Annotated in this window: 29 protein-coding genes and 1 pseudogene; 6 read left to right on the top strand and 24 right to left on the bottom strand. The window is 42.3% G+C overall.

Features of this window, described 5'->3' with window-relative positions:
* From AC1DV1_RS21090 to AC1DV1_RS21080, 3 genes are read left to right on the top strand one after another with little or no spacing between them, the layout of a single operon-like run.
* Nucleotides 1-315: a hypothetical protein gene (locus AC1DV1_RS21090; protein WP_477362952.1), complete on the top strand. Its 315-nt coding sequence runs from the start codon at nt 1-3 to the stop codon at nt 313-315.
* 12 nt (nt 316-327) lie between these two features.
* Entirely contained in the window at nt 328-597 is a 270-nt protein-coding gene (locus tag AC1DV1_RS21085) for a hypothetical protein (RefSeq protein WP_477362949.1), read from the top strand.
* A 16-nt stretch (nt 598-613) separates the two neighbouring features.
* The gene (locus tag AC1DV1_RS21080; protein ID WP_477362946.1) at nt 614-1,486 is read left to right on the top strand and encodes an Rpn family recombination-promoting nuclease/putative transposase; all 873 of its coding nucleotides are present in this window, start codon (nt 614-616) and stop codon (nt 1,484-1,486) included.
* 55 nt (nt 1,487-1,541) lie between these two features.
* Here AC1DV1_RS21080 and AC1DV1_RS21075 read toward each other — a convergent pair whose 3' ends face one another.
* The 8 genes from AC1DV1_RS21075 to AC1DV1_RS21040 all read right to left on the bottom strand — a co-directional run bounded on the left by AC1DV1_RS21075 (nt 1,542) and on the right by AC1DV1_RS21040 (nt 9,338).
* Nucleotides 1,542-2,471 (bottom strand): Ppx/GppA phosphatase family protein, encoded by a 930-nt coding sequence (locus AC1DV1_RS21075; protein ID WP_477362943.1) that lies wholly within the window; start codon nt 2,469-2,471, stop codon nt 1,542-1,544.
* A gap of 118 nt (nt 2,472-2,589) precedes the next feature.
* A complete protein-coding gene (locus AC1DV1_RS21070) occupies nt 2,590-3,843 on the bottom strand; it encodes an ABC transporter permease (RefSeq protein ID WP_477362940.1) in 1,254 nt (417 codons plus the stop codon).
* Nucleotides 3,836-4,756, bottom strand: a complete 921-nt coding sequence (locus tag AC1DV1_RS21065; protein ID WP_477362937.1) for an ABC transporter ATP-binding protein — start codon at nt 4,754-4,756, stop codon at nt 3,836-3,838. The genes AC1DV1_RS21070 and AC1DV1_RS21065 overlap by 8 nt, the downstream gene beginning before the upstream one ends.
* A 352-nt stretch (nt 4,757-5,108) precedes the next feature.
* On the bottom strand, nt 5,109-6,314 hold the full coding sequence (locus AC1DV1_RS21060) for an exo-alpha-sialidase (protein WP_477362934.1): 1,206 nt from the start codon (nt 6,312-6,314) through the stop codon (nt 5,109-5,111).
* A complete protein-coding gene (locus AC1DV1_RS21055; RefSeq protein WP_477362931.1) occupies nt 6,314-6,910 on the bottom strand; it encodes a hypothetical protein in 597 nt (198 codons plus the stop codon). The genes AC1DV1_RS21060 and AC1DV1_RS21055 overlap by 1 nt, the downstream gene beginning before the upstream one ends.
* Complete coding sequence (locus tag AC1DV1_RS21050; RefSeq protein WP_477362928.1) at nt 6,907-7,479, bottom strand: hypothetical protein; 573 nt, start codon at nt 7,477-7,479, stop codon at nt 6,907-6,909. Before AC1DV1_RS21050 ends, AC1DV1_RS21055 begins: the two co-directional genes overlap by 4 nt.
* On the bottom strand, nt 7,476-8,123 hold the full coding sequence (locus AC1DV1_RS21045; protein WP_477362925.1) for a hypothetical protein: 648 nt from the start codon (nt 8,121-8,123) through the stop codon (nt 7,476-7,478). The genes AC1DV1_RS21050 and AC1DV1_RS21045 overlap by 4 nt, the downstream gene beginning before the upstream one ends.
* A gap of 48 nt (nt 8,124-8,171) precedes the next feature.
* Nucleotides 8,172-9,338 carry a DmpA family aminopeptidase gene (locus AC1DV1_RS21040; protein WP_477362922.1) on the bottom strand — a complete coding sequence of 389 codons (1,167 nt, stop codon included), beginning with the start codon at nt 9,336-9,338 and terminating at the stop codon, nt 8,172-8,174.
* Nucleotides 9,339-9,439: 101 nt separating this feature from the next.
* Between AC1DV1_RS21040 and AC1DV1_RS21035 the strand changes: the two genes are divergently transcribed.
* Nucleotides 9,440-10,798, top strand: a complete 1,359-nt coding sequence (locus tag AC1DV1_RS21035) for a Fic family protein (protein WP_477362918.1) — start codon at nt 9,440-9,442, stop codon at nt 10,796-10,798.
* An 81-nt stretch (nt 10,799-10,879) separates the two neighbouring features.
* Here the strand turns inward: AC1DV1_RS21035 and dnaJ are convergent, their stop codons facing one another.
* From dnaJ to AC1DV1_RS21010, 5 genes are all read right to left on the bottom strand, one after another.
* Entirely contained in the window at nt 10,880-12,049 is a 1,170-nt protein-coding gene (gene dnaJ / locus AC1DV1_RS21030; RefSeq protein WP_274212985.1) for a molecular chaperone DnaJ, read from the bottom strand.
* A 129-nt stretch (nt 12,050-12,178) separates the two neighbouring features.
* Nucleotides 12,179-12,790 carry a nucleotide exchange factor GrpE gene (locus AC1DV1_RS21025; RefSeq protein WP_477362915.1) on the bottom strand — a complete coding sequence of 204 codons (612 nt, stop codon included), beginning with the start codon at nt 12,788-12,790 and terminating at the stop codon, nt 12,179-12,181.
* 279 nt (nt 12,791-13,069) lie between these two features.
* Nucleotides 13,070-13,750, bottom strand: coding sequence for a cell division ATP-binding protein FtsE (locus tag AC1DV1_RS21020; protein WP_477362912.1), 681 nt, complete (start codon nt 13,748-13,750; stop codon nt 13,070-13,072).
* A gap of 6 nt (nt 13,751-13,756) precedes the next feature.
* Nucleotides 13,757-13,960, bottom strand: coding sequence for a fructose-6-phosphate aldolase (locus AC1DV1_RS21015; protein WP_090647478.1), 204 nt, complete (start codon nt 13,958-13,960; stop codon nt 13,757-13,759).
* Between the two features lie 109 nt (nt 13,961-14,069).
* The gene (locus AC1DV1_RS21010) at nt 14,070-15,095 is read right to left on the bottom strand and encodes an acyl-CoA reductase (RefSeq protein WP_477362909.1); all 1,026 of its coding nucleotides are present in this window, start codon (nt 15,093-15,095) and stop codon (nt 14,070-14,072) included.
* Between the two features lie 101 nt (nt 15,096-15,196).
* On the opposite strand from AC1DV1_RS21010, the gene AC1DV1_RS21005 reads away from it, so the two are divergent.
* The gene (locus AC1DV1_RS21005) at nt 15,197-15,550 is read left to right on the top strand and encodes a 4Fe-4S dicluster domain-containing protein (protein WP_090647487.1); all 354 of its coding nucleotides are present in this window, start codon (nt 15,197-15,199) and stop codon (nt 15,548-15,550) included.
* Nucleotides 15,551-15,780: 230 nt separating this feature from the next.
* Entirely contained in the window at nt 15,781-16,542 is a 762-nt protein-coding gene (locus tag AC1DV1_RS21000) for a C40 family peptidase (protein ID WP_477362906.1), read from the top strand.
* 6 nt (nt 16,543-16,548) lie between these two features.
* On the opposite strand, the gene AC1DV1_RS20995 is transcribed toward AC1DV1_RS21000, so the two are convergent.
* The 11 genes and pseudogenes from AC1DV1_RS20995 to hisG all read right to left on the bottom strand — a co-directional run bounded on the left by AC1DV1_RS20995 (nt 16,549) and on the right by hisG (nt 26,696).
* Nucleotides 16,549-17,457: a WD40 repeat domain-containing protein gene (locus AC1DV1_RS20995; RefSeq protein WP_477362903.1), complete on the bottom strand. Its 909-nt coding sequence runs from the start codon at nt 17,455-17,457 to the stop codon at nt 16,549-16,551.
* Between the two features lie 139 nt (nt 17,458-17,596).
* The gene (gene bla / locus AC1DV1_RS20990; protein WP_477362900.1) at nt 17,597-18,484 is read right to left on the bottom strand and encodes a class A beta-lactamase; all 888 of its coding nucleotides are present in this window, start codon (nt 18,482-18,484) and stop codon (nt 17,597-17,599) included.
* Nucleotides 18,485-18,546: 62 nt separating this feature from the next.
* Nucleotides 18,547-19,134 (bottom strand): bifunctional phosphoribosyl-AMP cyclohydrolase/phosphoribosyl-ATP diphosphatase HisIE, encoded by a 588-nt coding sequence (gene hisIE, locus AC1DV1_RS20985; RefSeq protein WP_477362897.1) that lies wholly within the window; start codon nt 19,132-19,134, stop codon nt 18,547-18,549.
* 323 nt (nt 19,135-19,457) lie between these two features.
* Nucleotides 19,458-20,243, bottom strand: a complete 786-nt coding sequence (hisF, locus tag AC1DV1_RS20980; RefSeq protein WP_477363104.1) for an imidazole glycerol phosphate synthase subunit HisF — start codon at nt 20,241-20,243, stop codon at nt 19,458-19,460.
* A gap of 9 nt (nt 20,244-20,252) precedes the next feature.
* Nucleotides 20,253-20,585 (bottom strand): annotated as a pseudogene (locus AC1DV1_RS20975) (endonuclease domain-containing protein); the annotation flags it as partial.
* 59 nt (nt 20,586-20,644) lie between these two features.
* Nucleotides 20,645-21,394 (bottom strand): 1-(5-phosphoribosyl)-5-[(5-phosphoribosylamino)methylideneamino]imidazole-4-carboxamide isomerase, encoded by a 750-nt coding sequence (locus AC1DV1_RS20970; protein ID WP_147059700.1) that lies wholly within the window; start codon nt 21,392-21,394, stop codon nt 20,645-20,647.
* A 5-nt stretch (nt 21,395-21,399) separates the two neighbouring features.
* The gene (hisH, locus tag AC1DV1_RS20965; RefSeq protein ID WP_477363101.1) at nt 21,400-22,044 is read right to left on the bottom strand and encodes an imidazole glycerol phosphate synthase subunit HisH; all 645 of its coding nucleotides are present in this window, start codon (nt 22,042-22,044) and stop codon (nt 21,400-21,402) included.
* Nucleotides 22,045-22,110: 66 nt separating this feature from the next.
* Nucleotides 22,111-23,253, bottom strand: a complete 1,143-nt coding sequence (hisB, locus tag AC1DV1_RS20960; RefSeq protein ID WP_477362894.1) for a bifunctional histidinol-phosphatase/imidazoleglycerol-phosphate dehydratase HisB — start codon at nt 23,251-23,253, stop codon at nt 22,111-22,113.
* A gap of 37 nt (nt 23,254-23,290) precedes the next feature.
* Nucleotides 23,291-24,397, bottom strand: coding sequence for a histidinol-phosphate transaminase (hisC, locus tag AC1DV1_RS20955; protein ID WP_477362891.1), 1,107 nt, complete (start codon nt 24,395-24,397; stop codon nt 23,291-23,293).
* Between the two features lie 51 nt (nt 24,398-24,448).
* Nucleotides 24,449-25,744: a histidinol dehydrogenase gene (gene hisD / locus AC1DV1_RS20950; RefSeq protein WP_477362888.1), complete on the bottom strand. Its 1,296-nt coding sequence runs from the start codon at nt 25,742-25,744 to the stop codon at nt 24,449-24,451.
* Between the two features lie 100 nt (nt 25,745-25,844).
* A complete protein-coding gene (gene hisG / locus AC1DV1_RS20945) occupies nt 25,845-26,696 on the bottom strand; it encodes an ATP phosphoribosyltransferase (RefSeq protein WP_477363098.1) in 852 nt (283 codons plus the stop codon).
* Nucleotides 26,697-26,715 lie beyond the last annotated feature (19 nt).

Below are 26,715 nucleotides of genomic sequence, written 5' to 3'. Positions count from 1 at the left end.
ATGATAGAAGAAGAAAATCCAAACGACCCCACACCGAAGCCAGATGACTTTTTGACGAAGTACGCTCCCAAACAAAATAAGCCAGGCGATGGGATGAGAATTGTTGGTTACAACTTGTTAGTACTTGCGCTGTACTCTTTGGTTTGTCTGTCGTTATCCGGAGGGTTTGCATTGGATGCTTTTATCTTGTTTTTTCATGTGCTGCTTTGTTTGGGTTTAGCCATTGACAAACGAAGCTGGCTATGGCTATTAAGCGGCTTGTTAGTTTTGATAATAGGTTTTTCAACCTGTGTTACTTTTGCAGGAATGAAATAAATTGTAACAATAATGGAATCAGTAAAAGAAAAGCAGAAGCCAGAACAGCGGCCAAAAATAATCGTCATCGGCATCAACCTTGCGGTGCTTGCGGCTTACACGATATATTTCGGCGTTAACAAAGAAGAGCTTATTATTATTGGCGAAGCGTTTTTTATAGCCGTCCAAATTATAATATGCTTAATAGCAGCCATTTTTGTTTACCGTAAAGAATTTTTATTAAGTGCATTAGTAGTTTTGCTGATCGGTTTTTCAACCTGCCTTGCCGTTTTTGCAACTTGATCAATACAAAATTTTTATGTCAGATAACAAACCGCCGGTTCCCGGCAGATATATTGATCCTTTAGTTGATTTCGCTTTCAAAAAGATTTTCGGCAGCGAGCCCAATAAGGACTTGCTGATCGCTTTTTTAAATGAAGTATTCAGGGGGCGCAAACATATTGTCGACCTCGTCTACAACAAAAATGAACACCATGGCGACCTAAGGGACGAGGGTGCGGCTATATTCGATCTGCTTTGCACCGGTGATAAAGGCGAACACTTTTTAATTGAGATACAGCGGGCAAAACAGGGGTACTTTAAAGAAAGGGCCTTGTTTTACACTAGCAGACTGATAAGCGACCAGGCGCCCAAAGGCAAACGGAATGTCTGGGCTTACAACATTGCCGAGGTATATTTTATTGCGCTGCTTGAAGATTTTACGTTAGATAATAGCCACGAAGATAAATACCTGCACGATATTTGCCTTTGCAACAGGGATACCGGCGAAATATTTTACGATAAACTGGGTTATACTTATATAGAATTAGCTAAATTTGTGAAAGAGGGTATTGACTTAAATACGGATTTGGATAAATGGCTGTATGTATTAAAGAACATGAGCCAAATGGATAAAATACCGGTATACTTACGTAAACCCATATTTGAAAAATTGTTCAGTATTGCAGCATATATTAACCTTACAAAGGAGGAAAAAACGATGTACGATAGCAGCTTAAAATATAAATGGGATAATAAGAATGTATTGGACTATGCTGTTTCTACAGCGAAAGCAGAAGGAGAACATAAAAAAGCCTTGGATATTGCGCGTGAACTCAAGAAAGAAGGTTTAGCAAATGACTTTATAGCAAAAACAACTAAACTGTCCATTGAAGAAATAGAAAAACTTTAACCGTTATTGCACAACCAAAGCCCCGATAGGGTGCGCTACGTCTTGCTCTTGATTCTTATTCCCCCAGCATCTCTGCTAAAACACCTTCCTTCAGCGAATTACTGCACATACTTACCTTGCTGATGCCCAGTTTATGCATAATAAAACGGGTGATGAGTGATGCGGCAACTATCATATCAACCCTAACCGGGATAATGCCCTTATTAGCGGCCCGCTCTTTATGGCTGGATGCTACAAATTTACCAATGAGCATTAATAGTTCATCTTCGTCGAAATTGTAATTCTTGGTGGTTTTTAAGTCGAAATTATGGCCTTTTTCAACTTCTATTACTTCGGTAAAAGTTTCAAATGCGCCCGACGAGCCAATGAGTGTGTCAATTTGGATGTTTTTTACGGCTGCGAACAAATCGGCCAGTTTTTGGTCAAGGTATTGGTTTAAGGCTTCTATGGATGCGGGAGGGATAGGATCTGTTCGATGAAACAAATCCATCAGCCGGGCGGCGCCAATTTCAAAGCTTTGCTTCCAAATGATGCCATCTGTATTCCCTAAAATAAATTCTACACTACCGCCGCCGATATCCATAATGAGCGAGTTTTGTGCAGATAAGCATCCGCTGATCTTTACGCCCTGGTAAATAAAACCCGCTTCCTGTTCGCCATTGATAATTTCGATAGCTATGCCGGTTTGGGCTTTAACCTCGCTGATGAAATCTTTTCCGTTTGATGCGCTGCGCAGGGCGGATGTTGCTATGGCACGAGCGTCGGTTGCGCCGCTTGTCTTTATTTCATCGGCAAATTGCTGTATGGTATTTAAACCCCGCTGGTAGGCTTCAAGCAAAATATAGCCCTTGTTAATACCACCTTCGCCAAGCTTTACAGCTTCATGGTAGTGTACAATCTCCTGGTAATTATCTACACTGCCATCGGCAATTAACAAATGAAATGTATTGGTCCCCAAATCCATCACGGCAACGCGTTTACTCATGTTGCTAAAATAGATAATCCCTCAAATTGTTTAGGTTATTTTGAGTTTTAAGTGGTGAGTAATGAGTTTAATATTCGATAATTAAAACTCACTACTCATAACTCACCACTCAAAACTATTATTCCTTATAAAAAAACCATTTACTCAATTCTTTAAAGCTGGCTTTTTTGCCATACATCAAAATTCCAACCCGGTAAATGCGTGAGGCTACGTAGGTTGTAAACAAAAAACCCACCACCATCATAAACATGGATAATGCAACCTGCCATGGCGCTGGATCAAACGGCAGGCGTACCATCATGGCAACCGGCGCGGTAAACGGAATTATGGATAACCAAACGGCCAGGGTACTATCAGGCGCCCGAAATAATACTGTAACCGATAGCATGTAGGTAAACAATAATGGTAGTGTTATCGGGAACATGAACTGCTGTGTTTCGGTTTCGCTGTCAACAGCGGAACCTACTGCGGCAAATAAGGCGGCATATAAAAGGTATCCCGACAGGAAATAAAACAGGAAGCAAAATAAAATATATCCCACCTTAATAGTTGCCAGGGTCGCAATTATACCTGCCATGGGGCTTTGAGGTGAATTAAAGGCATGTCCAGCTATTTTCGACGATACAACAGATAAAATGATCCAGGCGGCAAATTGTGTCAGACCAACCAGCCCCACACCTATAATTTTGCCCAGCATCAATTGAAAGGGTTTTACCGATGATATAATCACCTCGATGATGCGGCTTGTTTTTTCTTCAATTACGCCGCGCATAACCTGGCCGCCGTAAATAAACAGTGAAATGTATATGAATATAGCGCAGGCAATGCCAACAGCTATGTTTGCACCAAGGTCGCTGCTTTTATCTCCGGTTTCGGTAATTTCTATCGTCTTTACACTAATGTCAGCCCTTTTTATGGAGTGGATAACCGCCGTATCAATATGGTGCTGAATCATGTTGTAATCGAAAGCAATATTGCCCATTTGCTTTTCAATCTCATCGGTAAGCTGCATGGGCGATTTCTTTTTAGAGAAAATCTGCACGCTTCCTTTTTTAGCATAATCCGCAGGGATATATAGCGTAGATATATTTTCGTCCTTTTTTGATTCTGCTTTATCAGCATTCAAATCTTTATGATTTACCACAAATTTGATGTTGGATACGTCACGGAATTTATCAACAAAAATTTTGCTGTCATCAACCACCGTAACTATTTGTAGCGAAGACAGGTTGTTGCTGTCTTTGGCTACCAAAGCGATAATAGCCCCCATTGCAAGGATTAGCAACGGCACCACAAAAATCATGACGATGAACGACTTTTTCCGCACCCTGGTAAGGTATTCGCGCTGTATAATCAGTAATACTTTATTCATGGCTTTTGTTGTTTGCGTTTACTTTTTCGATAAATATTTCATGCATGCCCGGTATTACTTCCTGCAGCATATTGATACGAACTTGCGGTATAAGGTATTGCAATACATCGTTTGACGTATAACCTGCATTTAGCTTTATGCGGATGGTGTGGTTATCATCATCGGTTATGGTATCGCCAATGATGTCGAACGGCTGGGCGCCGTTAAAACTTAAACACGGGCCTGCATACTCAACCATATAGGTTTCGTTACGGTAGGAGTTACGGATATTTTTAACGGTACCATCCAATATTTTATGTGACTGATGGATAAGTGCAATAGCATCGCAAAGCTCCTCTACCGATTCCATGCGGTGGGTGGAGAAGAGGATAGTCGCGCCATTGCGGTTAAGCTCCAGTATTTCGTCTTTAATCACTTCGGCATTTACAGGGTCGAAACCGCTAAAGGGCTCGTCAAGGATGATCAGGTCAGGCTCGTGTAGTACCGTTGCCACAAACTGGGCCTTTTGCTGCATACCCTTTGATAGTTCTTCAATCTTTTTCTTCCACCAGGTTTCCATCCCCAGTTTATCAAACCAAAACTTTAAACGTTTTTGGGCTTCGGCGCGGCTAAGGCCTTTTAAGCGGGCCAGGTAAATCATTTGCTCGCCAATCTCCATTTTTTTGTACAAGCCACGTTCTTCTGGCAGGTAGCCAATGCGGTCGATATGCGATTGATTGAGCTTTTCGCCATTAAAGAAAACCTCACCGGAGTCTGGCGCCGTGATCTGGTTAATGATGCGGATCAGGGAAGTTTTGCCTGCGCCGTTTGGTCCCAGCAGACCAAAAACCTGGCCGCTTTCTACCTCCAGGCTTACATCGTCTAACGCCTGGTGACCGGCGTATTGCTTAACAATATTGCGGATGCTTAACATATTTTGATTAAGGTTTATTTTGTTAATTTATGGTTTAGATACGGGCAATTTTAAAATGTTACAAGACACAAGAATTGCCACGAATTTATACACACAAATTGTCACGAATTTTATCGAATTGCACGAATTTTATTAAACACGAACAGTCACAAATTAAAGCGAATTTCAGGAATTGATACACACGAATGTTCACGGATTTTTTCGAATTTCACGAATCAAGATTAAAGAAATTCAATATAATTCTTTATCCAGGTCTAATTCAAACTTCTATTTGTAAAAATTGTATACGCCATGCATTCGTGGCAATTAGCCTAAATCCGTGAAATAAGTGTGCAAAAATTAGTGTGCAGAATCAGTGTGCTTCCAACTGCTTTAAATCGAACCGGAGCACCTCGATAGTCTCTTTTTGCCGCGATATAATCACATACATATAGCCATTGTAGATAATGGTATGCGGATAGCCGTACTGGCCGCCTTTCCATAGCCCCTCTTTTTTAAGGTGGTAAAGCTCGTTTGCTATGATGTAGTTTTTATCGAACGATTCGCCATCTTTTGATAACGACAACACCAGTGGGTTCCGGTCGTAGTGGTGCAGGGTATCGGGAATGCCCACGTAATAAAAACGCTTATAGGGCAGGCGGCCGAAGTGGAATTTGCTGTCGTTATCAGAAAAACGCGCTTCAACCGGGCGCGACCATGAAGTGCCATCATCTTTACTTTCGGTAAGCCATAATTTACCTATCCAGCCTTTGCCGGTAACGCGTAGCAGCATGTGGAGCACATTATCATCCGTCTGAAAAAATGAACCTTCGCAAAGCGGTGGTAAACCAAGCCTGGCCGCCGGTGCATAAAAGGCAGCGGAGTTATCCTGGGTGTATAATGAATCGGGGTAAAAGCTGCTGAGTTTCCAGCCGGAGATACCGCGACGATCGTCCGTGTATGGAAACAAAAAATTACCGCTGATGATGAGCCTGCCACTTTTGGTAGCCTCTGGGCCGTGGTTAGGGATCAGCGGCACATGCATGTCAATAGGGTTGCTCCAGTGGATGCCATCCCTACTGGTTTTGCCCCATAGGCGGGTATTTTGACGGTGTTTGGTGTACTCGCCATAATAGGCAACCAGCGTGCCTTTGTATTGGTATAACCCGGCGGCGGTTAACACGGTTAGTGTATCATTGAATTTTCCGGGTGATGCCAGGGGGATGGGAGCCGACCAATGTACAAAATCCTTCGATGTAGCATAAACCACCCGCTGGCCGGGCGAATCCTCGTCGATGAGGCCGTTACTCCATATCGCTATGAATTTATCTTTAAAATGGGTGAAAGAAGGGTGGTGGTTATACAGCCATTCCTTATCGGGCGAGTAGATCATCGACCGCTGGATGTTTAATTTAGGAACATTAGCTTCGGTTTTGTAGGTGTTGCGGATGGTTTGGGCCTGGGCGTAAGTATTGTCTAACGCAAATTGGATAAACAGAATAATAGCGGCAACGATACATTTATTTGCCATGCTGCCGGATGGGTAATAACCTGGTGAATGTTTGAGAATAGTATTCATTATAGTGTTCGAAATTCAGAGATTGAGCGGTTAAGTTCGTCCTGGGCTTTTAAATATTTAGTTATCCCTATCAATGTATAACACAACGAAGCGGGTATAAACAACAGGCTAAACATGCCTATTTGTATAAATATCCGACCAATAAGCGCCATCATAACCCCGGCCGAAATATAAAACAAAAGGTAAGTTAAATAAGCAAGTGGGAACAAACCGAAAGGCAATMTAAGCTCGTCGTTGCGCAATCCGAAAAATTGAATAATTAAGACGATGCTCATGATCATCATAAAAATTGATAGGAAAAATAATAACATGGCTCCATTGGTGTTTGGGGTGGCAATGTCTGACAAAAGGGTTATTATAAAGTTAAATACGATGAAAACTATCAACGTTGCGATGTACGCTTTTTTTTCATGAAAATGTTTTAACACATAAACCAGGTATATAAGCTGCGTATCAAAAAGCAACTCTCTAATAAGCGTGAAGTAAAATGGTGGCCGCTGTTGGTTTAGTGCAAATAAGAGTGCCCCAATGATTGCAATAAAGTAAACGGCATTAATGGCGATGATATACCTGGTTGTTTTAACGCTCACTTTCATATAACTCGCTCGTTTACGCCGTTGTCGATAGCCAGGTACTTTGCTACCTTAAACAGGATATAGAATGTTATGCCCGGAATAAATACCTCGGTAAGGCTAACATATTTGAACATCATCGACGAGTAAATAATGCTTGCCACCAATTGTAACAAAGTGATAAAAAGAAACGCAAGGCCATAAGCGATCATGGGGTACGCAAGCCACTTGTTTTGTATCCTGGCTGATTGGATAATAAAAATAATCACAACAATAATGGATAATAAAAAAAGAAGATAATACAAGGATATATTTTTTGCGGTGATTTTAACAACCACAAAATACAACGAAATAAAAACATCAACACCGATAAAGATTTTGCACGTTGTGATGATGGAGGTATCTTCCTTTAAGTATTTTAAAACTAAAACCAGGTAGATTAACGGGATTATGTATACTATTTCATTAGAAACAAGGTGTAGTTTGCCTACCGGTATATCGTTAAATCTTAATGCAATAGATGAAATAACCGAAATGGTGTAAAGCAGGTTTACAGCCATCATATAGTAAGTGTTTTTTACTGTTACCATCATTTTTCTGCATTTAATTGTTCGGATGTGTAAGTTTCACTCAAGCTGGCATGTATCTGCCTGTAGTGTTGCTCCTTTTGTTCGTTAAGCAATTGGTAAAAAATATAAATGATGCTTAATAGTACCACTGCTTCCAAAACCGGTGGAATGTAACCGAGGTAGGCGAACTTGAAGGAAAAGGCATCGGCTAAGTAGCCCCAGATAAAAGGCAGCCCCATTTGTGCTATAACTTTAAAGGCAAGTGTGATCCCCAATAGTTTAAAGCCAGTTCCTGCGGTTTCGTCAGTTACCCTGAAAGATTGAATAAGCATATTAAGTAGTATTATTAAAGCTAAAGTACCGATTGCTATAGAAATACCCTGGTTACCGAAGCCTGTAAAAGAAAACGGGATAGTAATTGCACTAAAACAAATAAAAATCGCAAAGGAAATGACTATCGAACGCTTTTCCTGCTGTGATCTTAAAATGCATAGCAGGTAAAAAAATACCAGGCAATGTACTACAGAAAATAAGATTGAAAGCGTACCATCGAGATAGAAATTGATAGACCATTTCATGATCTTCACCAGATTAATGAGCGGTAGCCAAGCTAAATAGGCAAGTGCTATTGCTATATAAAAAATGCTTTTGCCAATTGTTGGTTTCATTGTTGTAAGGTTGCCTTAAATTAGCAAATAAACTTTATAATAAACCTGTTACTGCATTTTATGGCTGTAACTATTTATCATCTGCATCAGCTTGTCATGCGGTATAGCGAAAACCGTATTACCGTTTATTCCTTTCATGTCTTTCGCGGCTATCATAGCATTTATAATAGCTTCTTCCACACTTTCGACGGTTGCCTGGTAAACTTTGTCCATTTGCTCTTTGGGTAATACAGTCCAGGTTTGTAGGGTGCCTTTGGTGTTATCTTTTGGAGGCACGGTACTAAACGCCAGGAAAATATCGCCCGAGCTGTTGCGCCCCACGCCGCCGCAACGGGCAACACCTAACGAGGCGCGCTTGGCTACAAGCTTTAGCTGGGCTGGTAATAAAGGGGCATCGGTACCTATGATGATGATGATGGAGCCATCCTTGGGCTTGGAATTAATAACAGGCAAGTCGCCTTTCCATTCTTTACCAACAGGTACGCCGGATATAATCAGGTCTGTGCGCCTTCCAAAATTGCCTTGAACAAATGCCCCAACGGTATAGGTAGCTGTATCTATACTAATCACCCTCGACGATGTACCGCTACCGCCCTTAAACTGAAATAACGACATGCCCGTGCCACCGCCAACGTTGCCTTCTTCTACTTTGCCGCCATGGGCGGTATTCAAGGCTTCAAATACATCTTCTTTTTTTACATGAAAACCGTTAATATCATTTAATACACCATCGAAAGTTTCGGCAGCCACAGGCAAGCCAAAGGAGAAATCAACCAATGAGCCTTTGCTGAAGTTTTTTACATTCCACTCGCCAATAGCATCCCTTACCACACCAACGCTATTGGTATTTGTAATACCGATGGGGCCGTAGTTTAGGCCATATTCATCAATTACCGTTGTGCCTGTCATTTCACCATCGCCGTTAAGGCTAAACCATCCGGCAGGCAGCGGATCGATAGATTTTCCGTTTGGCATAATAACGGTAACCCCTGTACGCACCGGGCCTTTGCCGGTAACCAATGGCCCGTCGCCGCTTATTAATGTCTTGTAGCCCACCAAAACACCTTTAACATCGGTAATAGCATTGTACCTGCCGGTAGTGCCGTTGAATTTGATACCAAGATCGCGGGCACGTTGTTGGGCGGTAGCAGTGCTGATGTTTATAATTATCAATAGAACTATTGCCCAGGCAGGTTTGGTTATCAATGTTTTCATTTTTTGTGATAGCGATGATTGTAAAGCCGAATCCAATGTACTTAATAAAACCTTTCTACGTAAATTAGATTTGTATAAATTGTAATTTCTATCTTTAAAAAATGAACCTGAAACTCGAAACCGAATTTAGCAAGGCCCCCATACTGCAAGAAGTTGACGCGCTGAAAAAGCAGATTGACGAGATACGCCCATTATCTCCGGAAATTGAAGGGAGGGTTATGCAAAAACTTCGTTTGGATTGGAATTATAACTCGAATGCTATTGAAGGGAATAAGTTGAGTTATGGGGAGACTACAGCTTTACTAATGCATGGCATAACTGCCAAGGGGAAGCCGTTGAAAGATCATTTAGATTTAAAAGGGCATAATGAGGCGATAGGATATTTGGATCGAATCATAAAAGATGGAAGACCATTAACTGAAACGGATATTCGAGGGTTACATGAGGTAATCTTAATAGAATCTTATGATGTAAAGGCACAAACGAGCGATGGCTTGCCAACTACGAAGACAATACAAATAGGGAAATATAAATCTTCTGATAATCATGTAGAAACGATTACTGGAGAGATTCATTACTACACACCGTTTCAAGAAATTCCGGCGAAGATGTGTGAATTGATGGATTGGTATTATGCTATGATCCAGGATACTACAATCCATCCAGTTATTACAGCCGCACTTCTTCATTATAAATTCGTTGCAATACACCCGTTTGATGATGGCAATGGCAGGTTGGCAAGAATTTTAATGAATTTGGTTTTAATGCAAAATGGTTTTCCTCCCGTCGTTGTAAAAAAAGATGATAAACAGAATTATTATGCATTATTAAGTCAAGGAGACGCGGGTGAGTTTTTTCCTTTTGTAGCATATATAGCTGAATTGTTAAAGAGTTCGCTTAATATTTATTTAAAAGCTATAAATGGCGATGATATCGATGAGGACGAGGATATAGATAAGGAAATAGCTTTATTTAAAATGGAACTTCGTAATGAAGTTAGGTCGAAGGAAAGGAAGTCCTTAGAGGTTATAAATAGATTTATTGAGGCGGAATTAATATCCTTGTTGTACAAGCTCAATAAAAAGTCAATGCATTTTGAAGAGTTTTTTTTCTCTAGCTACGTTGATATAAAAAGTGATACTGTTGAGGGGGCGTCTTTTTACTTCGAACTTAAGAATGATTTTGAAGAATATGCCAGCCAAGTCAAAAATAAAAACAAATTGTTAAGCGAAATTGAGGTGAAGTTCGGATATGGAAAGTTCAAAAACCCAGATAATGATTTTGATGTTGTAACTAGCCTGAGATTTTCGTTTAATGAATATTCCTACAATATAAAAATTTTTAATGATGAAGAGGTAACGATTAAGTTATATCACGAAAATCTAACCAAAGAAGACCTCAGTAAAATAATCAAGGAATTTGTCAACAATATAAAGGGAAAAATTAAAGCAAAATTATAAAGCCCGAAGTAAAAACTCCGGGCTTTATATCTAGCGGCAAAAACCTCTCACCTTTCGCCTTTATCCTTTCACCTCAAAAAACTACTCAAAATATTCCTTCATCCGCTCAAAAAAGCTTTTCTCATTTTTGCCCGGATTGGGTTTAAAGTTAGGAGATGATTGTAATTTTTCCAATATCTCGCGCTCTTCACGGCTTACAATTTTGGGTGTCCAGATGTTGATGTGCACCAGTTGGTCGCCACGGTGGTAGGAGTTTACTTCGGGTACGCCTTTGCCTTTCAGGCGTAGTATTTTGCCGCCCTGGGTTCCCGGGTCAATTTTTATCTTGGCTTTACCGTCAATGGTAGGTACTTCAACAGTGGTGCCCAATGTTGCATCAACAAAGTTTACATGCAAATCGTATATCACGTTGTTGCCATCGCGTTTTAAAGTTTCATGCGGAATCTCCTCGATCAAGATGATCAAATCGCCGGGTACACCGCCGCGTGGGGCTGCGTTACCTTTGCCGCTCATGCTTAGCTGCATGCCTTCGCTTACACCGGCAGGTACATTGATGGTGATCAATTCCTCGCCACGCACTACGCCATCACCATGACAAACATTACATTTTGACAGTATGGTTGACCCTTCGCCGTTACAGGTAGGGCAGGTGCTGGTTGTTTGCATCTGGCCCAAAATGGTATTGGTTACCCTGCGCACCGCGCCCGAGCCACCACATGTTTTACAGGTTTGGAACGATGCTTTATCTTTTGCGCCACTGCCATCGCAGGTTTTGCAGACTATTTGTTTGTTAACTTTTATTTTCTTTTCGGCGCCATTGGCAATTTCTTCAAGCGTTAAACGTACTTTGATACGCAGGTTGCTACCACGGGCCACACGCCTGCCGCCGGCACCGCCACCCTGACGACCACCGCCGCCAAAGAAACCTTCAAACGGACTGCCGCCGCCAAAAATATCACCAAACTGGCTAAATATGTCGTTCATATCCATGCCTCCACCGCCATAACCGCCGCCATTGGGCGATGAAGCATTGGCGGCATGACCAAACTGGTCATACCGTTGGCGTTTTTCGGGGCTGCTTAAAACTTCATAAGCTTCAGCCGCTTCCTTGAATTTTTCTTCCGCCTCTTTGTCACCCTGGTTTTTATCGGGGTGGTATTTAATAGCCATTTTACGATATGCCTTCTTTATCTCATCAGCATCTGATCCTTTTGAAACACCCAGTATATCGTAATAATCTCTTTTAGCCATGATTTTTTTATTTCGGATTTCGAATTTTCGATTTCGGATTTAATGTTTTTTAATTATGATTTGATTTCAGTGGAGTGTTCGACACGAATAAATAAATCCGAAATCCAACATCCCAAATCCGAAATGCATTTACGCTCCTACAATTACTTTGGCAAAACGTATTACCCTGTTTTTTAGGGTATAGCCTTTTTCCATTTCGTCAATAACCTTGCCTTTAAGGTCATCGGTAGGGGCGGGTATATTTGTAATAGCTTCGTGAATATYGGCGTCAAAAGGCGACCCAATTGACCCCATTTCTGCTAATCCTTTTTGTGCAAGGATGTTTTTTAATTTGTTCTGTATTAGCGTAACGCCTTCTTTAACAGGGGCTACTTCAACTGCTTTCTCAATGGCACGTTGCGCACGCTCAAAATCGTCCAAAACCGGCAAAAGAGCAATAATCAAGTCTTTGCCTTCAGTTTCACGGGCTTCAGCGCGTTCCTTTTGGGTGCGCCTGCGGAAGTTGTCAAATTCGGCATACAAACGTAAATATTTATCATTTGCCTGCGCCAGTTCGGCTTTTAACTTCTCTTCGGCAGTAGGGCCGGCTATTTCTTCAGTTTCAACGGCCTCAACAGTTTCGGCCTGCTGGTCTTTCAGTTGTTGCTCTTGTGTTAAATTTTCCTGCGTAGGCTCATTTATATTTTCGGGGGTATCCATATTTTCTTTCTTCTTTTTCTTCAACATGTCGTTAAATTTCATAGCTGATAGTGCCAATCAAGTATCCTGCCATAGCCGTAAAGCCGACAAGGTGTCAGTGGAGTAAAACCAATTCAGGCAGGTATGACACGGTATGTGCAGGTCTGACAGTGTCTGAATCAGAATTTACAGAATTTTAGAATGGGCAGAATTTATCCGAAATTAGAATTTACAGGATTTGAGAATGTACAGAATTTTGGGTGATTGGATTAAAATGAAATTTAAGAATTAACAACGTGGCCAACTGACATTCTGTTAATTCTTAAATTCTGCAAATTCTGATCATATCACCGCATCCTCCAAAACCTTACCATTCTCGCACTTAATAATGCGGGATGGGAAAGTACGGATGATATGGTAATCATGGGTGGCAATTAACACTGCGGTGCCCGACTGGCTGATCTGTTTTAGCAACAGTACAATCTCTTCAGATGTTTCCGGGTCAAGGTTACCGGTTGGTTCGTCGGCCAATATAATTTCAGGGTTGTTAAGCAGGGCGCGGGCAATTACCACGCGTTGCTGCTCGCCGCCGGATAGCTCATGCGGCATTTTTTTAAGTTTAGAACGGAGGCCAACTTTTTCCAGTACGTCAAGGGTACGTTCGGCTATCAGCTTTTTGTCTTTCCAGCCCGTGGCGCGCATTACAAAAAGCAGGTTTTGCTCTATCGAGCGATCTGTCAGTAATTGAAAATCCTGGAAAACTATTCCCAGCTTACGGCGTAAATAAGGCACATCACGGCCAGATAACTTGCTTAACTCGTACCCGCAGGCATGGCCTGTACCGGCTTTTATACCCAGGTCGCCATAAATAACCTTAAGCAGGCTGCTTTTGCCCGATCCCGTAGAGCCTATCAGCCATACAAAATCACCCTTATCAACATGCAGGTTTACGTTTGACAGTACCAGGTGTGTTTGCTGAAAAATATCAACACCATTTAGCTTTATAATAGAGTTCCCAATCATCTTTTTTTATAGCTCTAATTTCAGGATCTGCCCGAAAGGTAAATCCTTAATAATATTCATAATATATTCCGACTTATCCGCCAGCCCCACCTTATCCAACGATTTATCGGGCCTATCTACCCTGAAATAAGCCAGCAACGTAAATTTATCATCCCGCAGCTGTACGTAATCGGGTATTTTGGCAACGCCTTTAACTTTTATAATATACATTTTTTAAGGTGAAAGGTTAAAGGTAAAAGGAGAAAGGTAAAAGCACCCGGTACAACCTTTTGCCTTTTACCTTTCGGCTTTCGCCTCAAAAACCAAAGGTATTGTTATTTTAAAGATTTGACAAAAATTCCATTGTATCAATCCCATCGGCATAATCCCATAATGCGGGGTGCTGGCTTTGGCCGAAGCTTACTACCTGGCTGGCTACATTGATGGGAGCATTGGTAACAATACACTGAATATTATCGCTTTGTTTTTGCAATAATTCCTGCGCCTGGGCAAGATCATCGCAATAACTAAAATACAGTACCGCAAGTGGCGATGCCAGCCGGTCATCTTCCTTTACCATCAAAAACCCGTTATCAAGGTGCTTATCGCTGTTTACCAGGTAGATGGATTTGTTGTAGTCATAATTATTGTTGTACTTATGGTGATGGATAATAGCCTTATGATCTTCAATCGATTCAAAAAAGAAATTGAAATTATAATCCTTTGGTACCAGCAGCTTGCTCACATTGCGGCAACCAAGGCCATAATAATCAAAAATGTCATGGCCAAGGTTAAACAGTTGCTCAGCAGTTTCATCGCCGGTTATCAGGGCAATACTATTCCTGTTTTTACGGATGATGTTTGGCACTTTGCCAAAGTAGTAATCAAAATAGCGCGAGCTATTGTTGCTTCCGGTAGCTATAACGGCATCAAAATCCGCTAAGCGCTCTATAAAACTAAATTGGTTGGCAAAGCTGTCGTCAATGGCCACTAAGCGCTCCAAAACAGTTTTTATTAGCCGTGCGTCTTGTGACGATGCTTTGATTAACGCGTGATTGCCGGATGCCAGCACGCACAACACATCATGAAAACCAACCAGCGGGATATTACCTGCCAAAATAAGGCCTACTTTTTTGCCCGGGGCGTGGTTATCAAGGTTATATTTTGAGAGCCAGGTTTGCAAATCATCCTCGTTTAGCATTTTGCCAATGGCGGTTACTGCCTGTAATACACTGTCGGGTGTAAACCAGGCGTTATGGTAGCGCTCGTCTTCAATAATGGCCATTAACTGTGCATCGGGTGCAATTAGTTGCTTTCCTAAGGCTGAAAATGAATTTATGGAATTTTTTATGTTAAATTTTGACATATATATGGTGAGGATTTAAACCCCTAAAGCCTTTTTTTGTTATATTTGTGCGCTTGTAAATTACGGGCAAAGTTAATTGAGATTATTATATATTTAGAAATATGGCGATTAAAATCACCGATGAATGCATAAACTGCGGAGCCTGCGAGCCGGAATGCCCCAATAATGCAATTTATGATGCAGGTGCGGCATGGCGTTTTAGCGATGGTACCGGCCTTAAAGGAATTATTGATTTTGGAGATGGCAATACTTTAAATGCCGAGGAAACTCAGGCTGCCTTATCCGACGAGATATATTATATAGTACCCGATAAGTGTACCGAGTGTGTTGGTTTTCATGATGAGCCGCAATGTGCTGCCGTTTGCCCGGTTGATTGCTGTGTGGATGATGAAGATATCCGCGAAACACAGGAAGAATTGTTAGCCAAAAAAGATTGGCTGCATATGAATGAATAATTTCAACAAAAAATATTTTGAAAAGGGATTAGCTTGCTGATCCCTTTTTTTTGCTTGTTTTTTAAATAAAATTATTTGGCGTTTAATAATTTAATAAATTAGCCTTGTAGATTTTAGCGTTATCCCCCTCCCCAGGCTAAAATATATCTTTAAAACCAATTAAACATTGTAATTATTTTATTGCTTATTGCAATCTTAGTTACATTAATTTTTGCAACTTAAACTGATCTATGGAATATGGTATTTGTAACCTTGCAGTAATTCCACTTCGCGCTTTGCCCGACGACAGGAGCGAACAGGTATCGCAGGTGTTATTTGGCGAAACATTTGAAATTAAGGAGTGGGCCGAACGCTGGGTTAAAATTGTTACAACAACTGATAACTATACAGGCTGGATAGGCAGGCTGCAATTTGCCATGCTTGGTCATATAGCCTATAAAACCCAGCAAAGCAATCCCCCGGTTTTAACTTACAGACCGGTAACACAGGCCTGGAAAATCATTGATAACTCGGTAATTTATTTACCAGCCGGCAGCTCACTTGCCGGTTTAAAGGGGACAACCTGTAAAATAGGAAATGATAAATTTGAGATCATTGGCGAAATAGGCGAAAAGGAAGATTTGGCGACTACAGCAAAGTCGTTTTTAAATGCACCCTATTTATGGGGCGGCCGTACCCATTTTGGTATCGATTGCTCGGGCTTTACACAAGTAGTATTTGCCCTGAACAAAATAAAACTCATGCGTGATGCAAGCCAGCAGGCCGAAGAAGGTAAAGAAGTTGCCAACCTGCAAGCATGCCGCCTTGGTGATCTGGCATTTTTTAATAATCCCGAAGGGCGTATTACCCACGTGGGTATCCTGCTAAATAACGAGTACATTATCCATGCATCCGGCAAAGTAAAAATCGACCTTATTGATAACGATGGTATTTATTCCGCCGAGATGAAACGCCATACCCATAAATTGCATAGCATCAGAAGGTTTTTATAAGTAGGGCTAATCCTGGAACTTTATATCCCAAATAAAAATATTTTTATCATCGCTAACAGATAATAGCTGATCGCCGTTCCACGCCAGTTTATTTATTGACAGGGGGTGGCTTGGGTATSCTTTTTCGCGGGAGATGATCTTGTACAGTTTAAAATCATCGGCCCCCCATATTTTGATGCTTTTATCCATGCTGGCCGTAGCAAAATAAGGCTGGGTAGGGTGGAAGAGGATATGGTTAACCGCAAACAAATGTGCCGGGATGTTTTTAACCAACTGATACGATGTTGTATCCCAGATTTTTACCTGCGCATCGCGCCCGCCCGATACAATGTAAGCACCATCAATGCTGTAGGCTAATGCAAAAACAGACATGGTATGCCCGTGCAGCGCCTTCACTAGGGTGTAATCCTCTAAATCGTAAATTTTAATCACATTATCCCTGCATCCAAAAGCAACCTGCTTTTCATCCGGTGAAACTGCTATACAACGAACCGTATCGGCCGATACTTTAATGCCGTGCACTATATCCAATGTATCAAGGCTCCAAACAGATACTGTACCATCCTCAGAGGCTATCAGTAGCTCTTTTTTACCACTGACAGACTTGATATCAAACACCGGTTTAAGGTGATGATTGAGCGATTTGATGACCTTTTGCTGGATAAAATCAAAAACCAGCACCTGGCCACTACGCAAGCCTGCAAACATTAATGGATAACCCGCCGGGCAATGAATGGCATAAATAGATGCATTAACCGGGAACATTACTTTAATAAAGGCATTTGTTTTCAGGTTCCACTCCACCAATCCTTTATCATTGCCGCCGGTAAATAGTATCCCCGGTTTTTGTGATAACTCCAAAGTAAAAATAGGGTTGCCATGCCCGGTAAGTTCGGCTATTTTTTCTGCAATCATTTTTAAGTAGCAAGTAGCAAATTTAGTATCAAGTAGTAAGTATCAAGTATCAAGATCGGTGAATAGTTGATACGTGACTTTTAACAAAAATAGGATTTTAGGATGATGCTTTAAGGGGAATTGACCCGGCAAAAGCAATCTATTTTATGGCTTCGTCATAGGCTGCCTTTGCAATGCGGGCAATAACCAATTCGCGGGCTTTCAAATCAACGGGCGAATTGGTAACCAAAATGGCAATAGCCAGGTGGTTGCCGTTAGGCAGCGTTATAATACCGGTGTCGTTGGTAGCTGCCGAAATTCCTTTTTCGTTGGTGCCAGATCGGCCGGTTTTATGGTAAACTATTGTACCAACAGGCAATAAACCTTTAATCTGGTTGGGGCCGGTTGAGGTTTCCTGCATAATTTTCCATAAATAGGCGTGGCTGGCCGCGGAAAGGAAATTGGGTTTAAAAGCTACGCTCAATAAATGCGTAAGCTCAGAAGCCATTACCCAATCGGTAAACTGTACATCCCAGGCCTGCGCCATTTGATATTCGGATGCTTTTATCGAGAAGTTTTTGATCCCGATATGGTGTATATAGGCATCTACTACATCCGTTCCTCCTAAAACTTTTAATAACTTGTCGCAGGCTACATTGTCACTTAACGATACCATGTAGCTTAGCAACTCCCTTATCGAAACATTCACGTTTGCGTCGGGATATTTATCCTGCAAGGGGCTATACGTTTTAAATAAATCGCTTTTATCCAGGCGAACCTGCTGATCTAATGTGAATTTCCCTTCGTCAATCTCGTGCAAAACGGTAATGGCAATCGGGAATTTCATCACACTCTGCATCGGCTGATGCAGGTAGCCGTTATAAGTTAATGTATCACCCGTTTCAAGGTTTAATACCGAAACCCCAACAGTACCCTTTGCATCCTTCGCAATGTCGGCAATCTTAGCCCTAAGCCCATCTTGTTGCGCATTGGCATTGCCAATAAAAAGGAAACAAAACAACAAAATATAAAAAACAACATGCTTCACGTTAAGTTCTCCATTAATGACCAATGACCAATGACCAATGACCAATGACCAATGACTAATGACTATTTATGCCTGTTTTCCAGGTTTTTAGCTATCGTTTCCAACGTTAATCCCTTTTCCCGAAGTAAAACCAACAGGTGAAAAACCAGGTCGGACGATTCATTAATCAAGTCGGTTTCTGTTTCTGCCAAAGCGGCTATAACGGTTTCAACGCCTTCTTCGCCAACCTTTTGAGCTATTTTGTTAAGTCCCTTATTCCGCAGCTTGTTTACGTATGATCCTTCTACCGGATTTTCGTATCTATCGGCAATAATATTTTCCAGCTCCAAAATAAAGTTTTGGTTATAGCCGGTGTTAAAACAACTGCGCGAGCCGGTATGGCAGGTAGGGCCATCTGCTTTAACTTTTATCAACAGGGTATCATTATCGCAATCAATGCTGATGTTTTTTACATGCAAAAAGTTACTGCTGGTTTCGCCTTTGGTCCACAAGCGGTTTTTTGAGCGGGAGAAAAATGTAACTATATTTTCCTGTATGGTTTTATCATAAGCCTCCTGGTTCATATAACCCAGCATCAGCACCTCTAAAGTTTGCTCGTCCTGTATAATAACCGGTACTAAACCGTCTGTTTTGTTAAAATCTATATTCATATCTGTTGTTCTGGTTCCTGTTGCGGGTTGCCAGGTTCGTGTTCTTTTTAAAATTCCCCTCTCGAGAGGGGGCGGGCCGGATTGCGTGGTGGCAGGGGTGTGTTCTACACCATGCATCTATACCATGCTAATCAGGGCGTTACCTTTGGCCCGGGCTTTACGCTCATACTGCACAAGCCTTAATCACGGGCCGGTATCCGCTGCAATCCCTAACGCGGGTGGGCGAGGTGTTACATGTTGCCAGTTGCCAGGTTCGTGGTTCGGGTAAAACGTTTGTTTTAAAACTGACAACACCCGAGCCTCGAACCTCGCAACCCGATCCCCTATATCCTCACCTCTATATTATTACTCTTCAATACCGCTTTTAAATCCGGAATTAATATCTCGCCGTAGTGAAATACCGAAGCTGCTAATGCCGCATCAATATTTGTTTTTTCAAATACATCAACAAAATGTTGTACCGAGCCTGCTCCGCCCGAGGCTATTACTGGGATGTGTACCGCATCGTTAACAATTTTTAATAACTTGTTATCAAACCCGGCTTTTGTACCATCATGATCCATTGATGTAAGCAAAATTTCGCCGGCACCACGACTTTCGGCCTCCATTATCCATTCCAATGTTTCCCGTTCAGTAGGCAATCTGCCGCCATTCAGGTGTACAACGTTTTTGTCGCCAATGCTGCGGGTATCTACTGCAATTACCACAAACTGAACGCCAAATGCTTTGGCCAACTCATCAATTAAAGCCGGGTTACGTACCGCTGCCGAGTTGATCGAGATCTTATCTGCACCGGCGTTTAAAAGCGCATCAGCATCGGCAATTTCGTTAATACCGCCGCCGATGGTGAATGGGATATTTATTTGCCTGGCCACAGCCTTCACCAGCTCTACCATCGTTTTACGGCGCTCAACTGTTGCGGTAATGTCCAGGAATACCAGTTCGTCGGCGCCCTGCCTCGAGTAGTTCCAGGCCAGCTCAACCGGGTCGCCCGCGTCGCGCAGGTCAACAAAGTTTACACCTTTTACGGTGCGACCGTCTTTAACGTCTAAACAGGGGATAATTCGCTTGGCGAGCCCCCCCCGTCCCCTGAAGGGGGAGCCTTTGATTTGCGTGGTTATTTGTTCCAATACTTTATTAAGATTATTGAAAATTTGATCATTTGTAAAGCGTATTACCCTTAGGCCGTCAAGTTCTAAATTACGCTGCCGTTCAATATCGTTGTGAGCTACATCCGGAAGCAAATGAATGCTGCCATCCAATTCTATTACTAACTTATTTTTGTGGCAATAAAAATCAGCAATGTAGATGCCTAAAGGATGTTGCCTTCTGAATTTAAATCCTAATTGATTGTTTTTTAAATAACCCCATAGCAACTCTTCAGCATCAATCATCCGATAACGAAGTTCTTCTGCATTCCTAAAGATAGGAGCACCAGCGCCCAAGAACATCTTTTTCTTCATTTTAAACAACTATGGTTCCCCCTTCAGGGGGTTAGGGGGCTTCGCTTCTATATCGATATGAGGGCCTCTAAATTCCAGTTTTTCACATCTTCGATAGTAACCCGGTTTTCATAGATCGCTTTACCTACAACAACTGATTCTACCTTTAAACGACTCAGTTTCTCTACGTCATCCATCGAGCTTACACCACCGGATGCTATCAGTTTAATGAAAGGCGAATGGTCAAGCAGCTTTTCGTAAAGCTCAATACCCGCGCCGCCCAGTTTGCCATCTTTGTTGATATCGGTACATAAAAAACGGAAAAAGCCTAAAGCAAGGCATTTATCAACGTAGTCCATTAATTTAATTGGCGAGCTTTCCATCCAGCCGGAGTATTTGATTACTTCGTCCAACACGTCTATTGCAATAACCACCTGGTCGGAGCACTTGTCGCGGCCGCAAATCTCTTTACCTAATTGGGGTAAAAATTCGGGGTTGGTTAAAGCCTGTGTGCCTACAATAACACGGTGAACACCCGAGTCAATTAGCTCTTTCACTTTATCGATGCTGCGGATACCGCCGCCGTATTGCACCTTCATATCGGTTTTGCGGATTACATCAAACAGGTATTGCTGGTTGCTGAAATCGTTTTTAGCCCCGTTAAGGTCAATAATATGGATGAAATTGGTGCCGTTGCTTTGGTACCGCTCAATCATTTCTTCAAGCGTTACATCATATTCTGTTACCTGTTGGTAATCACCCTCACGTAGCCTAACTACTTTTTTATTCAGAATATCGATAGCGGGAATTATGTACATGTCTTTTATATTTTTGAAAAGTTTGTTAAAAGTGTTTCGCCGTACGCACCCGATTTTTCGGGGTGAAATTGTACGCCATAAAAATTATCCCGCCAAATTGATGCCGAAAATTCGTTGTTATAATTGGCCGATAGTAACGTGTAAGCTTTATCGAACTCAATAAAGTATGAATGTACAAAGTAAAAATGTGATCCTGACGGTATATTTTCAAATAACGGGTTTTCCTTTTCGGGATAAACCTGGTTCCAACCGGTATGGGGCACCTTGTATAAATTGCTATCCTTAAACCGTAAAGTTTTAATAGGGAACAGGCCAAGCAGGGTCGAATCGCCTTCTTCGGAGTAGGAGGTGAGTAACTGCATCCCCACACAAATTCCCAAAGTGGGCTTTTTTAGGGCCTTAATAGCTGACACTAAACCTGTCGATTCCAGTTTTTTCATTGCCGCACCGGCATGCCCAACACCAGGGATGATATACCTGTCATACAGTTCAAGATCATCCACAGTATTCACCATACCATAAGCAATCCCCAATCTGTCGAGTGCTGCAGTAAGTGAGAAAATATTTCCGGCGCCGTATCGGATGATGCCGAGCCCCCCCCTCCCCCTGAAGGGGGAGCTGTCCGGCGGGTTAGTATTTACCGAATCCATATTTTGTTCTATCTCATCCATGTTTGTCAACTCTTGTTCCCCCTTCAGGGGGTTAGGGGGCTTCGCCTAAAGTAGCCCTTTAGTGCTTGGTAAAACCATCTTATTTACATCACGTTTAACAGCCATTTTTATTGCTTTCGCAAAGGCTTTAAATATAGCTTCTATTTTATGATGTTCGTTCTGCCCTTCGGCTTTTATGTTCAAATTGCATTTTGCAGCGTCGCTGAATGATTTGAAGAAATGGTAAAACATTTCGGTTGGCACATCCCCAACTTTTTCGCGTTTAAATTCGGCGTCCCAAACTATCCAGTTGCGGCCGCCAAAGTCAATAGCTGCCTGTGCCAGGCAATCATCCATAGGCAGGCAAAAGCCATAGCGTTCAATACCCATTTTGTTGCCCAAAGCTGTGGCAAAAATCTCGCCTAAAGCGATGCCGGTATCTTCAACAGTGTGGTGTTCGTCAATATGAAGATCGCCTTTGGCAACCACTTCCAGGTCGATGCTGCCGTGACGGGCAATCTGATCAAGCATGTGGTCAAAAAAATGCAGCCCGGTTGATACTTTGGATTCGCCGGTGCCATCCAGGTTTATTTTGATGTAGATATCTGTTTCTTTGGTACTGCGACGGTGTTCAATAACACGTTCTCCCAGTTTTAAAAATTCATACACCTTTTGCCAATCGGTAGTTTCTAATGCGATAGTGTCGCCAATATGGTCCTCTTCGGTAAATTCGCCACCGCCTAAGTTAGTTTGGTTATTTAACCAGATTGCTTTAGCGCCCAGGTTTTTAGCAAGCAGTACATCGTTCTTCCGGTCACCGATGGTTAAAGAATTTTTAAGGTCGTATTTTTCCGTGTCGAAGTATTGCGTAAGTAGCGCAGTTCCCGGTTTACGGGTAGGGGCTTTGTCGGCTGCAAAGGTGCGGTCGATGATTTGGTTGGCAAATTTTACGCCCTCGCTTTCAAACGTTTTGAGGATAAAGTTATGCACCGGCCAAAAGGTATCTTCGGGGTAAACAGCGGTACCTAAACCATCCTGGTTGGTAACCATTACAAGTTCAAAATCAAGTTCTTTGGCTATTTTGGGTAAATAAGTTAACGCACCGGGGTAAAAGGTTAGTTTTTCGAACGAATCTATCTGCTCATCCGGCGTTTCGTTAATCATGGTGCCATCACGATCAACAAAGAGTATTTTTTGTAGCTTGCTCATCAATATAATTATTGATTTTTGAATTAGTGGTTATGTTCTATTGCTTATCAAAGCTTTTTAAGGTCTCTAATAAAATCGAATTCTCTTCGGGAGTGCCCACAGTGATGCGTAAGCTGCCCTCGCACAATTCAATTTTTGAGCGGTTGCGTACAATGATGCCTTTACCCACTAAAAATTTATAAATGCCGTTGGCATCAGTTGTTTTTACCAAAATAAAGTTGGCATCTGATGGGTAAATATCTACCACAAAATCAAAGTCCTTCAAAGCAAGTACCAGCCTGTCGCGTTGTAAAAGGGTCTCTTTTATCCAGCCATTTACCTGGTCAACGTTTGCCAGGGCTTCTAAAGCTAACTGCTGCGATGATTCGTTAACATTGTAAGGTGGTTTAACTTTATTCATCACCTCGATAATCTCTTCACTGGCAAAGGCCATCCCTACGCGCAAGCCGGCAAGTCCCCAGGCTTTGGATAAGGTTTGCATCACCACCAAATTGGCATACTCGGTAAGTTCCTGTATAAAGGTTTTTTGCCTGCTGAAATTGATGTAGGCTTCATCAACCACTACGATTCCATTAAAGTTTGCCAGTAATGTTTCAACATCCGCGCGGTTAATGGAATTGCCTGTCGGGTTATTTGGCGAACAGATAAATATCAGCTTGGTATGTTCATCAATCGCTTCGGCAATGCCTTCCAAATTCAGCTGGTAATCTTCGGTTAGTAAAACCTTGCGGGCCTCCACATCATTGATGTTGGCCGATACCTCGTACATGCCGTACGTAGGCGGTACCAGGATCACGTTATCAACGCCGGGGTTACAAAAGCTGCGGAACAGGATATCGATAGCTTCATCGCTGCCGTTGCCTATAAATATGTTGCGGGCTGGTACGCCCTTGATCTCGCTTAAACGCATTTTTATGGCGTATTGCATAGGATCGGGGTAGCGGTTAAATTGCTTTGCTAACGGCGAACCGTAGGCATTTTCATTAGCATCTAAAAAAACACTGGCCTCGCCCTGATACTCATCACGTGCCGATGAATAGGGCACAAGCTTTTTGATGTTTTCTCTGAGTAGGCCCCCCAGCCCCCTAAAGGGGGAGTTTCCATCGGGGCCGCTATAGTATTGTTGTTTTATTTCTTCACTCATTTTAATAAATCTTAATTTGCGTACCTAAAGGCTTTAGGACGTAATCCCCCTTCAGGGGGTTTGGGGGCTTTTTCTAATACTCACCGCATTTCTATGCGCATGCAAGCCTTCCATCTCGGCCAAAATTTCAACCGTGTGGCCAATGTTTTGGATACCCTCACGGGTGATATGCTGGAAAGTAATTTTTTTTACAAAAGAATCCACCGATACGCCAGAGTAAGCCCTTGCATAACTGCTGGTTGGCAAAGTATGGTTGGTGCCTGATGCATAATCGCCGGCGCTCTCTGGCGTTAAATTTCCCAGGAAAACCGAGCCCGCATTAATGATACTTCCGGTTATCTGCTCCCAGCTGTGGGTTGCCAAAATTAAGTGTTCAGGCGCATACCGGTTACTGAAATCCATGGCTTCGGCCAGGCTGGATGTCACTACGATGTAGGAGTTATCCAACGCTAAACCGGCAATTTCGGCCCTTGGTAATACGGGTAATTGCTTTTCTATTTCTGCCAATGTAGCCTCTGCAATTGCAGCCGATGTGCAAACCAACACCGATTGACTGTCGATACCGTGCTCGGCCTGCGCCAATAAGTCGGCAGCTATATAAGCCGGCACAGCGGTATCATCTGCAATAACCAAAACTTCTGACGGCCCTGCCGGCATATCAATAGCCGTAGTGGTTGTTGACTGGATAAGTGTTTTAGCCTTGGTTACAAACTGGTTGCCTGGACCAAATATTTTATCAACCTTGACGATGCTTTCTGTACCGTAAGCCATTGCTGCTATGGCCTGTGAACCACCCGCCAAATAAATTTTATCGATACCTAACAATAGCGCCACATATGCTATAAATGCATTTACCTTGCCGCTTTTTTGCGGAGGCGAGCAAACAACAATTTCATGGCAGCCTGCAATGCGCGCCGGGATGCCCAGCATTAAAAATGTGCTTGGCAACACAGCCGATCCGCCGGGGATATATAAACCAACTTTTTCAATCGGCCTTAACTCGCGCCAGCAGGTAACGCCGGGCATGGTTTCTACCTTGTCCTCGGTTTTTAGCTGTGTTTGGTGAAATTTATAGATGTTGCTGTAAGCGGTTTCCAGGGCATTTTTTTGCTCTGGTGTAATAGCTTCAGCCAACTCTTCCAGCTCGGCCTTATCCAAATAAAGCTTAGTTAGCGATACCTTATCAAACTTTTGGGCATAATCAATCAAAGCGCTGTCGCCATGCTGTTGCACGTTGGCAATCACTTCCTCCACAACGGCACGGATCTCATTCGCTGGGTCAACATTACGCTGAACCAGTTTCTGGATATCTTTTGCAGTAAGTTCTGAATACTTAAATAGTTTCATATGGCCCCCCAACCCCCTAAAGGGGGAGTTTTTTTGAAAGTTATAGTTTTGTTTACATAGCCCCGTCTTGTTCCCCCTTTAGGGGGTTAGGGGGCTTAGCCTACAATATTATCTTCTCAATCGGCATTACTACAATGCCTTGCGCGCCGGCTTGTTTTAGCTGGCTTATCCTGTCCCAAAAATCACGTTCGGGTATTACGGTGTGTACAGCTACCCAATCAGCTTCGGCCAATGGCACTACCGACGGGCTTTTAACCCCCGGCAATAAAGCGATCACTGTATCAAGGTTATCTTTATGAACGTTAAGTACCACGTACTTAGTCTCTTTGGCGCGTAAAACCGATTGGATGCGTTGTATCAATTCCTGAACAAGGTCATTGCTTTCAGTAGCTTTACTGCTAATCAGGATAGCCTCTGACGACATTACATCGGCAAATGCTTTTAAACCATTGCTTTTTAATGTACCACCGGTTGATACCAGGTCGCAAATAGCATCAGACAGGCCCAGGCCGGGAGAGATTTCAACCGAACCAGAAATGGTACGGATATCAGAAGTAATACCTTTTTCCTTTAAAAACTTGCCCAATATAACAGGGTAGGTGGTAGYGATAGCTTTGCCGTTCAAATCTTCAAGCGTGGCGATATCATTATTGTTTGGCACCGCTATTTTAAGCGAGCATTTACCAAAACCAAGGCGCTGCAGGTAGCTTACTTCAACTTCGGTTTCCTCTATTACGTTTTCGCCTACAATACCCAAATCGGCAATGCCATCCTGAACATATTCGGGGATATCATCATCGCGCAGAAAAAGGATCTCTAAAGGGAAGTTGGAAACTGGCGAGATTAAGGAACTTTTGTAGTTTTCGAAGTTTAAGCCGCAATTTTTTAATAATTCGACAGATTTTTCGTTGAGACGACCAGATTTCTGGATCGCTATTTTAAGTGTTTTCAAAAGAATTGAATTTATGAAC

The organism is Mucilaginibacter sp. P4_D1 (assembly GCF_056401935.1).
The sequence above is the reverse complement of the archived record's forward strand: the minus strand, read 5'-3'. Positions and strand labels throughout refer to the sequence as shown.

Bases quoted from the DNA above. Each gene is read 5' to 3' on its own strand.
- AC1DV1_RS21090 (WP_477362952.1), top strand. From the start codon at position 1: ATGATAGAAGAAGAAAATCCAAACGACCCCACACCGAAGCCAGATGAC.
- AC1DV1_RS21085 (WP_477362949.1), top strand. From the start codon at position 328: ATGGAATCAGTAAAAGAAAAGCAGAAGCCAGAACAGCGGCCAAAAATA.
- AC1DV1_RS21080 (WP_477362946.1), top strand. From the start codon at position 614: ATGTCAGATAACAAACCGCCGGTTCCCGGCAGATATATTGATCCTTTA.
- AC1DV1_RS21075 (WP_477362943.1), bottom strand. From the start codon at position 2,471: ATGAGTAAACGCGTTGCCGTGATGGATTTGGGGACCAATACATTTCAT.
- AC1DV1_RS21070 (WP_477362940.1), bottom strand. From the start codon at position 3,843: ATGAATAAAGTATTACTGATTATACAGCGCGAATACCTTACCAGGGTG.
- AC1DV1_RS21065 (WP_477362937.1), bottom strand. From the start codon at position 4,756: ATGTTAAGCATCCGCAATATTGTTAAGCAATACGCCGGTCACCAGGCG.
- AC1DV1_RS21060 (WP_477362934.1), bottom strand. From the start codon at position 6,314: ATGAATACTATTCTCAAACATTCACCAGGTTATTACCCATCCGGCAGC.
- AC1DV1_RS21050 (WP_477362928.1), bottom strand. From the start codon at position 7,479: ATGATGGTAACAGTAAAAAACACTTACTATATGATGGCTGTAAACCTG.
- AC1DV1_RS21045 (WP_477362925.1), bottom strand. From the start codon at position 8,123: ATGAAACCAACAATTGGCAAAAGCATTTTTTATATAGCAATAGCACTT.
- AC1DV1_RS21040 (WP_477362922.1), bottom strand. From the start codon at position 9,338: ATGAAAACATTGATAACCAAACCTGCCTGGGCAATAGTTCTATTGATA.
- AC1DV1_RS21035 (WP_477362918.1), top strand. From the start codon at position 9,440: ATGAACCTGAAACTCGAAACCGAATTTAGCAAGGCCCCCATACTGCAA.
- dnaJ (WP_274212985.1), bottom strand. From the start codon at position 12,049: ATGGCTAAAAGAGATTATTACGATATACTGGGTGTTTCAAAAGGATCA.
- AC1DV1_RS21020 (WP_477362912.1), bottom strand. From the start codon at position 13,750: ATGATTGGGAACTCTATTATAAAGCTAAATGGTGTTGATATTTTTCAG.
- AC1DV1_RS21015 (WP_090647478.1), bottom strand. From the start codon at position 13,960: ATGTATATTATAAAAGTTAAAGGCGTTGCCAAAATACCCGATTACGTA.
- AC1DV1_RS21010 (WP_477362909.1), bottom strand. From the start codon at position 15,095: ATGTCAAAATTTAACATAAAAAATTCCATAAATTCATTTTCAGCCTTA.
- AC1DV1_RS21005 (WP_090647487.1), top strand. From the start codon at position 15,197: ATGGCGATTAAAATCACCGATGAATGCATAAACTGCGGAGCCTGCGAG.
- AC1DV1_RS21000 (WP_477362906.1), top strand. From the start codon at position 15,781: ATGGAATATGGTATTTGTAACCTTGCAGTAATTCCACTTCGCGCTTTG.
- hisIE (WP_477362897.1), bottom strand. From the start codon at position 19,134: ATGAATATAGATTTTAACAAAACAGACGGTTTAGTACCGGTTATTATA.
- AC1DV1_RS20970 (WP_147059700.1), bottom strand. From the start codon at position 21,394: ATGTACATAATTCCCGCTATCGATATTCTGAATAAAAAAGTAGTTAGG.
- hisH (WP_477363101.1), bottom strand. From the start codon at position 22,044: ATGGATTCGGTAAATACTAACCCGCCGGACAGCTCCCCCTTCAGGGGG.
- hisB (WP_477362894.1), bottom strand. From the start codon at position 23,253: ATGAGCAAGCTACAAAAAATACTCTTTGTTGATCGTGATGGCACCATG.
- hisC (WP_477362891.1), bottom strand. From the start codon at position 24,397: ATGAGTGAAGAAATAAAACAACAATACTATAGCGGCCCCGATGGAAAC.
- hisD (WP_477362888.1), bottom strand. From the start codon at position 25,744: ATGAAACTATTTAAGTATTCAGAACTTACTGCAAAAGATATCCAGAAA.